Raw genomic sequence first — 14,979 nt, 5'->3', positions numbered from 1 at the left:
TGAGCATGCTGTCGAGCGTGAGGGGCCGCGGGTGGACTGGCAGGAGCTGACCGACCTGACGCGCGGGCGACCGTTCGTGGTGGAAAGAGTCCGGCTGACCGGGAGCGACATCGCGATCGAGGGCCGGTTCGAGCCGCCGCAGCTGGCCCGGCTCAGCGTGGAGGACCAGGTGTTCGTCGCCGCGTTCGTCCGGGCGCACGGGTCGATCAAGGAGATGGAGCGGATCTTCGGGGTCAGCTATCCGACGGTCAAGTCCCGGCTGAACCGGATCGCCGGGCAGCTGGACTTCGTCGAGACCGATCCGGCCCCGAGCGGCGCCGACGTCGTCGACCGGCTGCGGCGCGGGGAGATCAGCGTCCAGCAGGCCCTGGCCGAGATCGAAGGCCCGTGATGATCCCGCAGCTGGTGACGATACGGCACCGGCGCGACGGCCGGGTGCGGCGGCTCTACATCCCGGTCGTGCCGCTGCTGCTGGTGCTGTCCCCGCTGCTGCTGCCGGCCGTGGCGGCCAGCCTGATCACCTGCCTGTTCTACCAGGTGCGCCCGGTGAGGGCGCTGTACGCGCTGGGGCGGCTGTTGTGGACGCTGCCCGGCACCCGGATCGAGTACGTGGAGGGCCGGACGGCCCTGCTGGTCAGCGTCAGATGAATCAGAGGGTGAGGAACCGACCATGAACGAGCAACGCCGGCAGATCCTGGAGATGCTGGCCGAAGGAAAGATCACCGCGGACGAGGCCGAGCGGCTGATCACCGCCCTCGAACGATCACAGCCAGAACCACCGCCGGCGGGCGCGACCGGCCCGAAAACCCGGCCCCGATATCTGCGGGTGCTGGTGACCTGGGTGGACGACACCGTGGGCGGCGAGCCGGGCCGGATCAACGTCCGGGTCCCGCTGCAGCTGCTGCGGGCCGGGGTCCGGCTCGCGACCCTCGTCCCCCCGCAGGCGCTCACCAGGGCCAACGACGCGCTCAGCCGGTCGGGGGTACCGATCGACCTTACCCAGCTCAAGCCGCAGGACCTCGAGGAGCTCGTCGAACACCTCGAGGAGGTCGACATCGACCTGGACGAGCCCTCCTCCACGGTGAAGGTGTTCTGCGAGTGAGCCTCCGACAGCACGACGAAGGAAGAAGCACATGACGACATACGCCATCCAGGTCCAGGGCCTGGAGAAGTCGTACGACAGGCTGCGCGTGCTGCGCGGCGTGGACTTCGCGGTGGCGCGGGGCAGCATCTTCGCGCTGCTCGGCTCCAACGGGGCCGGCAAGACCACGGCGGTGAACATCCTGTCCACCCTGCTCAAGGCGGACGCGGGCACCGCCCGGGTGAACGGCTTCGACGTCGCCACCCAGGCCGCGCAGGTTCGGGAGTCCATCAGCCTCACCGGCCAGTTCGCCGCGGTCGACGAGATCCTCACCGGCCGGGAGAACCTGGTGCTGGTCGCCCGGCTGCGGCACCTGAACGACGCCGGCGCGATCGCCGACGACCTGCTTCGCCGTTTCTCGCTGACCGACGCCGGCGCGCGCAGGGTGTCGACGTACTCGGGTGGCATGCGCCGCCGGCTGGACATCGCGATGAGCCTGATCGGCGATCCCCCGGTCGTGTTCCTCGACGAGCCGACCACCGGGCTCGACCCCCAGGCGCGCATCGAGGTGTGGCAGGCCGTCCGGGCGCTCGCCGACAACGGCACGACCGTGCTGCTCACCACGCAGTACCTGGAGGAGGCCGAACAGCTCGCCGACCGCATCGCCATCCTGCACCAGGGCCGCATCATCGTCGACGGCACCCTCGCCGAGCTGAAGCGGCTGCTCCCGCCGGCCAAGGTCGAGTACGTCGAGAAGCAGCCGACCCTGGAAGAGGTCTTCCTCTCGCTCGTCGGCGCCGGCGGCAAGGACGGCGACCCCGGCGGACCCCGCGCCCTGCTACCCCGGTAAAGGAACCACGTTGAACAGACACTTCTTCGGCGACACCATCGTCCTGCTGGGACGGTCCCTGCGCCACATCACCCGCAGCCTGGACACGATCATCACGACCGCCGTCATGCCGATCGCCTTCATGCTGCTGTTCGTCTACGTGTTCGGCGGCGCGATCGACACCGGATCGGTCCCGTACGTGAACTACCTGCTGCCCGGCATCCTGCTCATCACGGTCGCCTCCGGCATCGCCTACACCGCCTTCCGGCTGTTCACCGACATGAAGAGCGGCATCTTCGCGAGATTCCAGTCGATGCCCACCGCGCGGTCGTCCCTGCTGTGGGCGCACGTGCTGACCTCGCTGGTCGCCAACGCCATCTCCCTCACCGTCGTCGTGATCGTCGCGCTGCTCATGGGCTTCCGTTCGGCGGCGGGGGTGGCGGCATGGCTGGCGGTCGCCGGGATCCTGGTCCTGTTCACCCTCGCGCTGACGTGGATCGCCGTCATCCCCGGACTCACCGCCAAGACCGTGGACGGCGCGAGCGCGTTCTCCTACCCGCTCATCTTCCTGCCGTTCATCAGTTCGGCGTTCGTGCCCACCGGCACCATGCCCGGCTGGCTGCGCGCCTTCGCCGAGAACCAGCCGGTCACCGCCATCGTCAACACCATCCGCGCCCTGTTCGCCGGGCAGCCGGCCGGCGACGGCATCTGGACCGCCCTGGCCTGGTGCGCCGGCATCCTCGTCATCGCCTACTTCCTGGCCATGAACACCTACCGCCGCAAGATCTCCTAGTCCCGCCGAGCGGCCCCGCCGGGCCTGGCCCGGTCCGGCCCCGAGACGCGACTCCCCGAACCGCCGCCATCAGCAGGCGCGCGTCCCCCATCGTCCCGGGCAGGCGTCCATGCCCCTGCCACCCCGATGTCCTCCACCGGGGTTCCCCGCGCGGCCGCCCGCCGGCCGCCGTCCCGCCGCTGCAGGACGCCGCGGTTCCGCGCGACGCATCTCGCGAACTCCACTTCACTTCCTCCAGCGGCTTCCTCCAGCGTCAGACAAGGAACGACCATGCCCGAATCCGTGTACACCGTCACCACGATGCCCGCCGCGCGCCGGCCCGGCTGTCCGTTCGATCCGCCCGCGGAGCTGCTCGAGGCCCGCGAGCACGGCCCGATCAGCCGCTACCTCTTCCCCGACGGCCACCAGGGCTGGCTGGTCACCGGCTACGACCTGGTCCGCGCGGTGCTGGCCGACCCACGGTTCAGCTCGCGCAGGGAGCTCATGCGCCACCACCCGCTGATCGACTACGGCGACATCGAGGTCCCCCCGGCGCCGCCCGGCGAGTTCCTTCTCATGGACGAGCCGCGGCACGGCCGCTACCGCAAGCCGCTGGTCGGCAAGTTCACCGTCCGCCGGATGCGGCAACTCACCGAGCGCGTCGAGCAGATCACCGCCGAGCACTTGGACGCCATGCAGAAGGCCGGTCCGCCGGTGGATCTGGTGACCGCGTTCGCCAAGCCCATCCCCGCCATCATGATCTGCGAGCTGCTCGGCGTGCCCTACGCCGACCGGGGCCTGTTCCAGGAGCACATCGACCTGCTACTCGGCGGCGAGGCCACCGACGAGGAGCAGGTCGCGGCCTACCTCGAGGTGCAGCGGTACCTCGCGGCACTCGTGGCCGCCAAGCGGGCGGATCCGACCGACGACGTGCTCAGCGACCTCACCGACGGCGACCTCACCGACGAGGAGCTGCAGGGAATGGCATTCATCCTGCTGGCGGCCGGCTTCGACACCACCGCCAACATGCTGGCGCTCGGGACCTTCGCCCTGCTGCGCCACCCGGCGCAGCTCGCCGCGCTGCGCGCCGACCCCGCACTCGCCGAACCGGCGGTGGAGGAACTGTTGCGCCATCTGAGCGTCGCCAAGACGTTCCTGCGGACGGCGCTGGAGGACGTCGAGCTGGCCGGCCACACCATCGAGACCGGTACGACGGTGATCCTGTCCTACAGCACCGCCAACCGCGACCCCGGCCGCTTCCCCGATCCGCACACCCTCGACCTGGGCCGGCAGCAGGGCGGGCACCTGGCCTTCGGCCACGGCATCCACCAGTGCCTGGGCCAGCAGCTCGCCCGGGTCGAGATGCGGGTCGCCTTCCCCGCGCTGTTCGCCCGCTTCCCCACGCTGCGCCTGGCCGTGCCGGCCGACCAGGTCCCGCTGCGCCCGGAGACCGCCGACATCCACGGCGTCAAGAGCCTCCCGGTCACCTGGGACACCTGAGCCCGGGCCGCCGGGCGGTCACGCCGGCACCCTGACCGGCCGCGGCCCTCGCTTCTGGACAGGGCGGTCAGGGGCGCGGGGTGACCAGGCCGGACTCGTAGGCCAGCACGACGAGCTGGGCGCGGTCGCGGGCGTGCAGCTTGGTCATCGCCCGGCTGACGTGGGTCTTGGCCGTGGTCGGGCTGATCACCATGTGCGCGGCGATCTCGTCGTTGGACATGCCGCGCGCCACCAGGGCCAGCACCTCGCGCTCGCGGTTGGTGAGCACCGCCAGCGCGTCCGCCGCCGGCCGCGGGCGGCGGGCCAGGTACTCGCCGATCAGCCGGCGGGTGATCGACGGGGACAGCAGCGCGTCGCCGCGCGCCGCGGTCCGCACGCCCTGCAGCATGTCGGCCGGGTCGGTGTCCTTCACCAGGAACCCGCCCGCGCCCGCGCGCAGCGCGTCGTAGACGTACTCGTCCAGCCCGTAGTTGGTGAGGATCACCACGTGCACCCCGGCCAGCTCGGGGTCGGCGGCGATCCGGCGGGTGGCCTCGATGCCGTTCATCACCGGCATCTGCACGTCGACCAGCGCGACGTCCGGCCGGTGCGTGCGGGCCAGCTCGACGGCCTGCCGCCCGTCGGCGGCCTCGGCCACCACCGCCATGTCGTCCTCGGCCTCCAGCAGAGCGCGGAATCCGGCCCGGATCAGCGCCTGGTCGTCGGCCAGCAGCACCCGGATCACGGCCGCTCCCCCGCGGGCAGCTCGGCGCGCACCGAGAATCCGCCGCCGGGCCGGGGCCCGGCCGCCAGCCGGCCGCCCAGCGCGGTGACCCGCTCGCGCATGCCGGACAGGCCCACGCCGGGGGCCACCGGTGCCTGCGGGCGGGCGTCACCGTCGTCGTCGACCTGGACGACCAGCCGTTCGGGGTCGTAACCGAGGTGGACGTCGGCCGCCGCCGGGCCGGCGTGCCGGGCCACGTTGGTCAGCGACTCCTGGACGATGCGGTAGGCGGCCCGGTCCACCGCCGCCGGTAGCGGGCGGCGCTCGCCGCTGACCGTGACCGTCACCGGCAGGCCCGCCGCGCGCGCCCGGCCCACCAGCTCCTCCAGCCGGTGCAGCCCGCTGGCCGGCGGCCCGGCGGCCGGATCGTCGCCGCCGGGTGTGGCCGGGGCGCCGCCCGGTCCGCCGCCGTCACCGGCGGCGGCGCCCGGATCGGCGGTGTCCGAGCCGGTGGCGGGCGGGTCGGCGGTGCCCGGGTCGGCGGGGGGCGGGTCGCGCAGCACCTCCAGCGTCTCGCGCAGCTCGCGCATCGCCGCCGCGCTCGCCTCCTGGATCGCCAGCAGCGCCGGCGGGACCTCGTCGCCGCGCTTGCGCGCCAGGTGCACCGCCACCCCGGCCTGCACCTTGATGATCGAGATGCTGTGCGTCAGCGAGTCGTGCAGCTCGCGGGCGATGCGCAGCCGCTCCTCCCCCGCCCGGCGCAGCGCCGCCTCCTCGCGGGTGCGCTCGGCGTCCAGCGCCCGCTGCTCGACCTGCGCCAGGTAGGCCTGCCGGTGCCGGGCCATCGCGCCGGCCACTCCGGCGGCGACGAACCAGCCGAGCAGCAGCGGCGTGCCCTGCACGACCTGCGGGTCGGGCCGGCCGCCGGCGGCGGTGTAGGCGGCGGCCAGCGTGCCGCCCAGGTACGCGACGGAGGCCAGCGCGGCGGGCACTCGGTGACCGGCGAAGGTGGCGGTGGCCATGGCGATCAGCACCGGGAAGGCGGCCGCCGGCCCCGGCTGCGCGCGCACCGTGTACAGCAGCATGCACGCGGTCGTCACCGCCAGGACCGTCCGCGGGGCCCGCCGCCGGCCGGCCAGTACCAGCGAGCCCGCCAGGATGGCCAGGTGATCGGCCAGGCCGACGTCGGCCGGCGAGGACACGGCCCCGATCTCCTGGAACGCGGCGATCGCCACGGCCAGGGCGCCGTCGGTCATCGCCGGGGACCACCGGCGCGCAAGGTTCACCGTTGCACCCTAGGACGCCGGCCAGGGCGGTGTCCTCCTCGCCGGGTCGTATCCCGCGCCTACTCCCGGCGGGGTAGCCGCCGTCCACCGGCACTCCCGCAAGGCGCCGCCGGTGCCATCACGTGGACGACGACCGGTGGCCGTCGGATGCGCGACGATCGGCCGCGGGCGCGCGGCCGACGGCGTGCCCAAAGGAGAATAGGAGAGACGATGGCACGCTTCCGGTACGTGAGACCGGTGGACCCCAGGGACGCGGCCGGGCGGGTGGCCGGCGTCTACCGGCAGATCGCCGCCGACTTCGGGATGGCCCGCATGCCGGTGTTCATGACGCTGTCCCCGGACGAGGACGTCCTCGTGGCCGCCTGGGCGGCGGTCCGCGAGTCGCTGCTGGCCGGGCCGGTGCCGCGGGCCGGCCGGGAGATCGTCGCGCTCGGGGTGTCACTGGCCAACCGCTGCCCGTTCTGCGTCGACGCGCACACCACGCTGCTGCACGCCACCGGTGACCACCGGTCGGCCGAGACGATCGCCGCCGGCGGCACGCCCGAGGATCCCGGGCAGGCGGCGCTGCTGGCCTGGGCCCGGTCCACCCGCGCCGCCCGGGCCGCCGCGCCGCCGTTCGAACCGGGCACCGCCGCCGAGCACATCGGTACCGCCCTGGCCTTCCACTTCATCAACCGGATGGCCTCGGCGCTGCTCACCGACAACCTGCTCCCGGGCAATCTGCAGCGGTCCCGGCTGGTGCGGGCGGCGGGCGGCCGGGCGCTGGCCGGCGCGGTCCGGCGCCGGCTGCCGGCCGGCGAGAGCCTGCCGCTGCTGGACGGGCCGCCCGCCGCGCCGGCGCCGGACTGGGCCGGCGGCGCCCCGGCCGGCCGGGCGCACGCCGCGCTGCGCGCGGTGGCCGCCGCCGGTGGCGACCTGCTCGGCCCGCCCGCCCGCCGGGCGGTGGAGCGCGCGGTCGCCGGCTGGGACGGCCAGCACCCACCGCCGGGCGCCGGGTGGCCGGCCGAGGCCCTGCCCGGGTTGTCCACCGCCGACCGGCCCGGGGCCCGGCTGGCGCTGCTGGCGGCGGTGGCGCCCTACCGGATCACCGACGCCGAGGTGGCCGCCTGGCGCGGTCCCGGCCGTACCGACGCGGAGTTGGTCCGGCTGGTCGCCTTCGGCGCCGGCATCGCGGTGGGCCGGGCCGAGGCGGCCATCCTGGCGGGCGCCCGCGACCCCTCGGCGGCGCGGGCCGGGCAGGGCGGATAGGAGGGACGGCATCGACAGGGCCGGGCACCTGGACCGGCGGCCCCGGTCGCCGTCCCGTCTCCGCGGCGGGCCGGCCGGGCGGGGTCAGCGGGCGCTGCGGGGGCGCATGTCGGTCCAGACCTCCTCTATGTGGGCCAGGCAGGCGTCCTTCTCGCCGCGGAACCCGGTGGCCCGCCAGCCGTCGGGGGTGTCCCGGTCCACCGGCCACACCGAATACTGCTCCTCGTCGTTGATCACGACCTGGTAGTCGCTCATCAGCTCTCCTTCGCCAGGGCCCCGCGGCTGCGCAGGGTCTCGAATCCGATCAGGTCGTCGGGCAGCGCGTCGGGCACCAGCTCGTCGAAGTCCCACAGCACCCGGCGCCGGCGCGCCACCAGCACGCACAGCGCGATGGCGGTGCCCAGCAGCACGTAAAGCAGGCCGATCCCGCGGCCGGCGCCGGTGCCGATCACCTGGCCGACGGTGCCGGCCAGCGCGCCGCCGGGCATCAGCATCGGCTCCAGCCAGGCGGTGCCCAGCGGGGCGACCACGGCGTAGCCGAGCGGCAGGGTGGAGAAGGCGACCAGCTGGTTCAGCGCGAACACCCGGCCGTGGTAGCGCTGCGGGATCTTCACCTGGACGATCGTGGTGTAGACGCCGTTGAGCAGGGTGAGTGACAGGAACATGCCGAACACCCCGGCGGTGATCACCACCAGGTCCTCCCGCGACCCGATGACCACCGCGGCCAGGCCGAGCGTCAGGGTGAACATCAGCTGGCCGCGGAAGCGCCGTTCCCGCGGCCCGCCCCACACCGCCATGGTCATGCCGCCGAGGAACACGCCGAGCCCGCCGAAGAACGAGACCCGGCCGACGTCGCCGAGGGTGGCGAACGACAGCACCAGCGGCGAGATCATCATGAACAGCGCGGCCATGAACAGGTTGACCACCGCGAAGAAGGTGACCATGCGGCGGAAGCCCTTGTTGCCGAACGAGTAGCGGAAGCCGTTGATCAGCTCGGCCGTCATCGACTCGCGGCGGCGCAGCGCCATGGTGGCCGGGAAGCGGATGAGCAGCAGGCTGCCGATGGCGATCGCGTAGCTGACCACGTCGATGACCAGGATGCCCTCCAGGCCGATCAGCGCCATCAACCCGGCCGCGGCCAGCGGGACGATCAGCTGCGCCACGCCGTTGATCATGCCGACCACGCCGTTGGCGTGCCCGAGGAAGCGTTTGGGCACCAGTTGCGGGATGGCCGAGCCGTAGGCGATGCGCTGGAAGGCCAGCGCCACCGACAGGCAGCCCAGCAGCGGGTAGATGTGCCAGATCTGCAGGTTGCCGGTCCACAGCAACAGGCCCAGCGTGAGCTGCGCGCCGCCGGCGCCGACGTCGCCGAGCAACATGACGCGGCGCCGGTCGTTGCGGTCGATGATGGTGCCGGCCAGCGGCGAGACCAGCATGCCGGGCACCAGGGCGAGCACGGAGAACAGCGCGAAGTCGATCAGCGACCCGGTGGTCAGGTAGATCCAGATGGGGATGGCGAACTCGGTGAGCGCCGAACCGATGATGGACAGGGCCTGCCCGCCGGCGACGCCGAAGAACCGCCGCATGCTGGGCCGCGGCCCGGCCGCCTCGGCGGTGACCGCGTCCGGGCCGCCGCCGGGGGTGTCGGGGGCGGTGGAGACGCCCTGCAGCCACCAGGTCTCCTCGCCGGTGGCCCGCTCCAGCGGCGCGGTGCGGCCCTCGGCGATCGCCCGGTGGGTGCGGGTGACGATCTCGGCCAGCTCCCCGGCGCGGTACTTCACGAAGAAGTGCGCGGCCTCGTCCAGCACCGTGCAGGCGGTGACCGGGGACAGCACGTGCCACTCCCGGTACCGCTCCTGGTAGAACTCCGTAATCGGGTCGCGTTCCCCGGCGACCGTGATCACCGGTGCGGCCAGCCGCGACGCCTGCCGCTCGAACAGCCGGGTGAAGTACCGCTCGGCCTCTCGGGTCTCCTCGCGCCGGTTGCGGACGATCAGCGTCAGCTCTTCGGGGGTGAGCTCGGAGACGTCCAGCCCGGAGGCGGTCAGCGCGTTCACCCGGGCCTGGTCGCCGCGCAGGTCGTCCAGCCGGTGCCGCAGCCGGGTCAGCCGGCCCTCCGGCCGGGCGAACGGGAAGACCCCGCCCAGGTAGACGGCCTCGACCGTTCGGCCGGCGGCCTCCACCAGCCGGGCGATCTCCGCGACGATCAGGGCGCCGATCCCGCAGTGCCCGTACAGCACCAGCGACCCCGGGACGGTCGCCAGGATCTCTTCGGCGCAGCGCCGGGCCACCTCCTCCGGCGGCACCGCCTCCTCGCCGAGCTCGTGGCCGGGCACCGCGATCGAATACAGCGCCCAGCCGCCGGGCAGGGCGTCGGCCAGCGGCTTGTAGATCACCGCGCTGCCGCCGCCGTAGGGCGCGCACACCAGGGAGGTGGCCGCCGCGCGCGGCGGGGTGAGCCGGTGCAGCAGCCCGCCGGCGCCGGTGTCCGCCCCTTCGGTCAGCAGTTCGGCGGTCTCGCGCACGGTGGTGCGCTTGAACAGGTCCATCAGGGTGATCCGCCGGTCCGGCGCCAGCCGGCGCAGCCGGGTCAGCACCTGCATGGCCAGCAGCGAGTGACCGCCGAGGTCGAAGAAGTCGTCCAGCGCGCCCACCTGGGCCAGGCCGAGCACCTCGGCCCAGATGGCGGCGACCGACTCCTCGGCCGGGGTGGCCGGCGGCACGAACGCGGCGCCGGCGGCGGCCTGGTCGTCGGCGGGGTCGGGGAGCCTGGCCCGGTCGACCTTGCCGTGCGATTTCAGCGGCAGCTCGTCCAGCCACACGTACCGGGCGGGGATCATGTAGTCGGGCAGCCGGTCGCGCAGCCAGGCGCGCACCTCGGCGGCGGGCGGCCGCTCCGGGCCAGCGGCCTCGTCCGGCAGCAGGTAGCCCACCAGCCGGTCGCCGCGCAGCTCGGCCACCGCCTGGGCGACGGCCGGGTGCTCGGCCAGCACCGACTCCACCTCGCCCAGCTCGACCCGGTAGCCGCGCACCTTGACCTGCAGGTCGCGGCGGCCGAGGAACTGCAGGCTGCCGTCGGGCAGCCACCGGCCGAGGTCGCCGGTGCGGTACATGCGGGCGCCGGGCGGGCCGGCCGGGTCGGGCAGGAACCGCTCGGCGGTGAGGGCGGGCCGGCCCAGGTAGCCGCGGGCCAGCCGGTCGCCGCCCAGGTAGATCTCCCCGGTCACCCCGACGGGCACCGGGCGCAGCCGCGCGTCCAGCACCTGGACGCGGGCGCCGGGCAGCGGGCGGCCGATCGGCAGCGTCGTCGCCTGCTCGGGTTCGGCCGGGTCGACCGCGAAGGTGGTCATGCCGACCGTCGCCTCGGTGGGGCCGTAGTGGTTGACCACCGCGCAGTGGCCGAGGGCGGCCAGCTCGCGGGCCCACGCCCAGCCGGAGGCCTCGCCGCCCAGGATCAGCAGCCGGCGCGGCAGCAGCTCGGCCGGCGCGGCCTCGGCCAGCAGCGCGGCCAGGTGCGACGGAGTGATCTTCAGGTAGTCGGCGGGCTCCCGGGCGAAGTGCTCGGCCAGCTCCAGCGCCGAGGTGCGCGACGGGATCAGCTCCAGCCGGCCGCCGGTCATCAGCGCCAGGTAGAAGACGGTGACGCCGAAGTCGAAGGCCAGCGACTGCAGCAGCGCGAAGCGGGCGCCCGGCTCGACGGCGAACCGCTCACGGACCCCGGCCAGGTAGGTGACCACCTCGCGGTGCTGCACCGCCACGCCCTTGGGCCGGCCGGTGGTGCCGGAGGTGTAGATGACGTAGGCCAGGTCCGCGGGGCCGATCCCGGCGTCCACCGGCTCGGGCTCGGCGTCCGGCATCGGCTGCTCGTCGATGAGGATCTCGGTGAGTCCGGCGGGCAGCGGCCCGCGGGCCGGCGCCGAGGTCACCACGGTGCGCACCCCGGCGTCCTGGACCATGTAGGCGATCCGCTCGGCGGGCTGCTCGGGGTCCAGCGGCACGTATGCCGCGCCGGCCCGCAGCACGCCGAGCAGGGCCACCGCCACCTCGGCGGACTGCTCCAGGCAGACCGCCACCCGGTCGCCGGGGCGGACCCCGAGGTCGCGCAGCCGGCGGGCCAGATGGCCGGCCTGGTGCTCCAGCCCGCGGTAGGTCAGCGTCGCCCCGGCGAAGGCGACCGCCGGGGCGTCGGGGGTGCGGGCCGCCTGGGCGGCGACCAGCTCGTGCAGCAGCTGCGCCCCGGCCGGGGCCGGCGGCGGGGCGGCGCCCAGCTCCAGCAGCCGGGACCGCTCGGCCGGCGACAGCACCTCCAGGTCGGCCAGCCGGGTGTGCGGGGCGGCCACCGCCGAGCGCAGCAGCGCGGTCAGGCCGGCCGCCATCCGCTCGACGGTGTCCGGCCGGAACAGCGCGGTGTTGTAGACCAGCGTGCCGTCCAGCCCGCCCGCGCCCTCGTGCAGGTAGAGGCTCAGGTCGAACCGGCTGACGTGGGTGTCGGTGGCGAACCACGACACCGAAAGGCCGCGCGGGTCGACCGGGCGGGCGGTGTAGTTCTGCAGCGCGAACATCACCTGGAACACCGCCGACCGGCTGACGTCCCGCTCGACGTTCAGCTCGTTGACCAGCTGGTCGAAGGGCAGTTCCTGGTGGGAGTAGGCCGACAGCGCCGTGTCGCGCACCCGGCCCAGCAGCTCGGCGAAGGTCGGGTCGCCCGACAGGCGCGCCCGCATGGCGAGCGTGTTGACGAACATGCCGACCAGCCCGTCCAGCTCCGGCAGCCCGCGCCCGCTGACCGGGGTGCCGACCGCGAAGTCGTCCTGGCCCGACCAGCGGCCGAGCAGCGCCTGGAAGGCGGCCAGCAGCACCATGTACCGGGTGGCGCCGTGCGCCTCGGCCAGCGCCCCGGCCGCCGCCACCAGATCCGGCTCCAGGCGGAACCCGTGGGCGGCGCCGGCGAAGCCCTGCTCGGCGGGTCGCGGCAGGTCGGTGGGCAGCTCCAGCGGCGCAACCCCGGCCAGTTCGTCCAGCCAGTACTCCACGTCCGCCCGGTGCGCCGGGGTGCCGGCCCGGGCCCGCTGCCAGATCGCGTAGTCGCCGTACTGCACCGGCGGCGGGGGCGGCGGCGCGGGGTCGCCGCCGCCGGCGGCGGCGTGCAGCGCGAACAGCTCGTTCAGCAGGACGTCGCCGCTCCACCCGTCGGTGACCGCGTGATGGGCGGCCAGCAGCAGCACGTGGTCGCGGTCGTCCAGCCGGACCAGCAGCACCCGCAGCAGCGGGCCGGCCGCCAGGTCGAAGGGCCGGGTCAGCTCGGCGGACACCATGGTGCGTGCCGCTTCGGCGGAGGCGGCCTCGGTCACCCGGAATTCGGTGCCCGGCTCGGGGTCGATCACCACCCGGGGGGTGCCGTCCTCGGCGGTGACGAACCGGCTGCGCAGGGTCTCGTGCCGGGCCGTCACCTCGTGCACGGCCCGGCGCAGCGCCTCGGCGTCCAGATCGCCGCGCACCCGCGCGGTGCACGAGACGGTGTAGGCGGGGGTGCCGGGCAGGTACTGCTCCAGGAACCACAGCCGCTCCTGGGCGTGCGACAGCGGCGGCTCGGTGCCCGGCGGGCGCGGGGTGATGGTGGCGGTCGCGCCGCGGCGGCGCAGCCGCTGGGCCAACAGCGCCTGCTTGGCCGGGGACAGGCTGGTCACGGCACCTCCGTGGTGTCGAGCAGGCGCATGGCCTCCTCATCGGACAGGCCTTCCAGGTCGGCCAGCAGCAGCTCCTCCACCGCGGCCGCGAGCCGCTCCACCGTGCGGTGGGTGAAGAAGGTGCGGATCGGCACCTCGACGTCGAGGGTGGCCTTCAGCCGCGCGGCGGCCCGTACCGCGAGCAGCGAGTGCCCGCCGAGATGGAAGAAGTCGTCCAGCGCGCCGACCCGGGTGACGCCGAGCAGGTCGCTCCACACGTCGGCCACCAGGGCCTCGGCGTCGCTGCGCGGCGCCAGGTGACCGGGCCGGCCACCGGCGCGCGGCACGCCGACGGTGGGCTGTGCCCCGAACGGGCCGAGCCGCGTCACCCGCCCGCCGGGATGGCGGCGGGCTCGCAGCCCGGTCGGTGCCGGGCGGCCGTCCTCGCCCGGCACATGCAGCTCGCCGATCGCGCCGGGCGGGACCGGGGCACCCCACGGGTCGAGCACCAGGTCGTCGCCGGTCCAGCCGGCGATCTCCGCCTCGTCGGCCGGAGTGTGCGACGGCAGTTCGGAGACGCGGCGGCCGGGGCCGGCGGCGATCCGGTCCAGCAGTACGGCGAACCGCCCGGCGATCCGCTCGACGGTCGCCGCGTCCAGCAGCGCGGCGTCGAAGTCGAAGTCCAGTACGAGGACATCGCCGGAGCGCCGGGCGATCAGGGCCAGGTCGTAGGTCGCCTCCGGCGGGCGGGACGCGAACTCCTCGTGCGCCGGCCCGCCGAACGTCGCCGGCACCGGGGCGGGCTCGCCGGGCAGGGCCAGCACCGTCTGGAAGAGCGGTTCCTGCGCCGGGTCGCGCTCGACACCGAGCGCCGAGACCAGCCGCTCGGCCGAGATGTCGGCGTGCTCGGCCGACTCCGCCTCGGCGGCCCGGGTCCGGGCCAGCAGCTCGGTGAACGGCGGGTCGCCGGACAGGTCGGCCCGCAGCACCAGGTGGCGGGTGAGGTTTCCCACGACCGCATGGAGCTCGGGCAGCTCGCGGCCGGTGACCGGGCGGCCCACCAGGAATCCGCTCTGGCCGGTGTGCCGGGCCAGCAGGATCTGGTAGGCGGCGAGCAGCACGGTGGACAGGCCGCCACCGGCCGCGGCGCCCAGCCGTTCCAGCGCCTCGGCGCCGGCCAGGCGCAGCTCGTGCCGCCCGTGCGCGCGGGCCGCCACCGCCGGGCGGGGGCGGTCCAGCGGCAGGTCCAGTACCGGGGCGCCGGCCAGCCGGCCGCACCAGTCCTCCAGCACCGCCGCGGCCGCGGTCTCCCGCCGGCTCCGCCAGATCGCCACGTCACCGGCCTGCACCGGCGGCGCCGGTAGCTCGCGCCGTTCGTACAGCGCGGACAGGTCCGCCAGCAGGATGTCGAGCGACCGGTGGTCGGCGGCGATCGGATGCACTGCCAGGCACAGCACGTGGTCCTCGGTGGCCAGCCGGATCAGTGCCGCCCGGACCGGTGGCGCGGCGGCCAGGTCGAACGGCTCGTCGGCGCAGGCGCCGGCCAGCCGGCGCGCCTCGCCTTCGGCCGCGCCCGTGGGCAGGCCGGTGAGGTCGTGCCGGTCGAGCCGCGGCGTCCAGGTGATCTCCACCACCGGCCGGGGCCGGCCGCTCTCGCCCTGGTACCGGGTGCGCAGGCTCTCATGCCGGGCGGTGAGCCTGGCCAGCGCCGCGGTCAGCGCGTCCACGTCCAGCGGCCCGCGCAGCCGGCGGGTCAGGGCCAGGTGGGCGGCGGGCTCGCCGCCGAGGAACTCTTCGACGAACCAGATGCGTTCCTGGGCCGGCGAGGGCGGCACCGGTGTTCCCGGCTCGCGGGGACGCAGCGGGACCTGCACGGCGGCCCGGTCCCCGGGGA

At 74.7% G+C, this 14,979-nt stretch carries 12 protein-coding genes; 7 read left to right on the top strand and 5 right to left on the bottom strand.

From position 1 onward, the window contains the following. The first annotated feature begins 31 nt into the window (after positions 1 to 31). The 6 genes from Sru01_RS14585 (at position 32) to Sru01_RS14560 (ending at position 4,182) form a co-directional block, all read left to right on the top strand. A complete protein-coding gene (locus Sru01_RS14585) occupies positions 32 to 391 on the top strand; it encodes a DUF2089 domain-containing protein (RefSeq protein WP_203985007.1) in 360 nt (119 codons plus the stop codon). Then, positions 388 to 648, top strand: coding sequence for a hypothetical protein (locus Sru01_RS14580; RefSeq protein ID WP_203985006.1), 261 nt, complete (start codon positions 388 to 390; stop codon positions 646 to 648). The genes Sru01_RS14585 and Sru01_RS14580 overlap by 4 nt, the downstream gene beginning before the upstream one ends. A gap of 22 nt (positions 649 to 670) precedes the next feature. After that, positions 671 to 1,102 carry an SHOCT-like domain-containing protein gene (locus Sru01_RS14575; RefSeq protein WP_203985005.1) on the top strand — a complete coding sequence of 144 codons (432 nt, stop codon included), beginning with the start codon at positions 671 to 673 and terminating at the stop codon, positions 1,100 to 1,102. 31 nt (positions 1,103 to 1,133) lie between these two features. After that, on the top strand, positions 1,134 to 1,931 hold the full coding sequence (locus Sru01_RS14570; RefSeq protein WP_203985004.1) for an ABC transporter ATP-binding protein: 798 nt from the start codon (positions 1,134 to 1,136) through the stop codon (positions 1,929 to 1,931). A gap of 10 nt (positions 1,932 to 1,941) precedes the next feature. After that, positions 1,942 to 2,703 carry an ABC transporter permease gene (locus Sru01_RS14565; RefSeq protein WP_203985003.1) on the top strand — a complete coding sequence of 254 codons (762 nt, stop codon included), beginning with the start codon at positions 1,942 to 1,944 and terminating at the stop codon, positions 2,701 to 2,703. 270 nt (positions 2,704 to 2,973) lie between these two features. Beyond that, positions 2,974 to 4,182: a cytochrome P450 gene (locus Sru01_RS14560; protein WP_203985001.1), complete on the top strand. Its 1,209-nt coding sequence runs from the start codon at positions 2,974 to 2,976 to the stop codon at positions 4,180 to 4,182. 67 nt (positions 4,183 to 4,249) lie between these two features. Here Sru01_RS14560 and Sru01_RS14555 read toward each other — a convergent pair whose 3' ends face one another. Together Sru01_RS14555 and Sru01_RS35615 are read right to left on the bottom strand one after the other, a co-directional pair. Further along, on the bottom strand, positions 4,250 to 4,906 hold the full coding sequence (locus Sru01_RS14555) for a response regulator (RefSeq protein ID WP_203984999.1): 657 nt from the start codon (positions 4,904 to 4,906) through the stop codon (positions 4,250 to 4,252). After that, a complete protein-coding gene (locus Sru01_RS35615; protein ID WP_239137422.1) occupies positions 4,903 to 6,171 on the bottom strand; it encodes a sensor histidine kinase in 1,269 nt (422 codons plus the stop codon). Before Sru01_RS35615 ends, Sru01_RS14555 begins: the two co-directional genes overlap by 4 nt. A gap of 210 nt (positions 6,172 to 6,381) precedes the next feature. Between Sru01_RS35615 and Sru01_RS36220 the strand changes: the two genes are divergently transcribed. Next, complete coding sequence (locus Sru01_RS36220; protein WP_203984998.1) at positions 6,382 to 7,419, top strand: carboxymuconolactone decarboxylase family protein; 1,038 nt, start codon at positions 6,382 to 6,384, stop codon at positions 7,417 to 7,419. Between the two features lie 84 nt (positions 7,420 to 7,503). On the opposite strand, the gene Sru01_RS14540 is transcribed toward Sru01_RS36220, so the two are convergent. The 3 genes from Sru01_RS14540 to Sru01_RS14530 form a co-directional block, all read right to left on the bottom strand. Then, positions 7,504 to 7,674, bottom strand: coding sequence for an MbtH family protein (locus Sru01_RS14540; protein ID WP_203984997.1), 171 nt, complete (start codon positions 7,672 to 7,674; stop codon positions 7,504 to 7,506). Then, positions 7,674 to 13,106 carry a non-ribosomal peptide synthetase/MFS transporter gene (locus Sru01_RS14535; protein ID WP_203984996.1) on the bottom strand — a complete coding sequence of 1,811 codons (5,433 nt, stop codon included), beginning with the start codon at positions 13,104 to 13,106 and terminating at the stop codon, positions 7,674 to 7,676. Before Sru01_RS14535 ends, Sru01_RS14540 begins: the two co-directional genes overlap by 1 nt. Continuing rightward, the coding region (locus Sru01_RS14530) for a condensation domain-containing protein (RefSeq protein WP_239137421.1) at positions 13,103 to 14,979 on the bottom strand (1,877 nt) is incomplete at its 5' end. The genes Sru01_RS14530 and Sru01_RS14535, both read right to left, overlap by 4 nt.

The sequence above is a fragment of the Sphaerisporangium rufum genome (assembly GCF_016863395.1).
Classification (GTDB): Bacteria; Actinomycetota; Actinomycetes; order Streptosporangiales; family Streptosporangiaceae; genus Sphaerisporangium; species Sphaerisporangium rufum.
The sequence above is the reverse complement of the archived record's forward strand: the minus strand, read 5'-3'. Positions and strand labels throughout refer to the sequence as shown.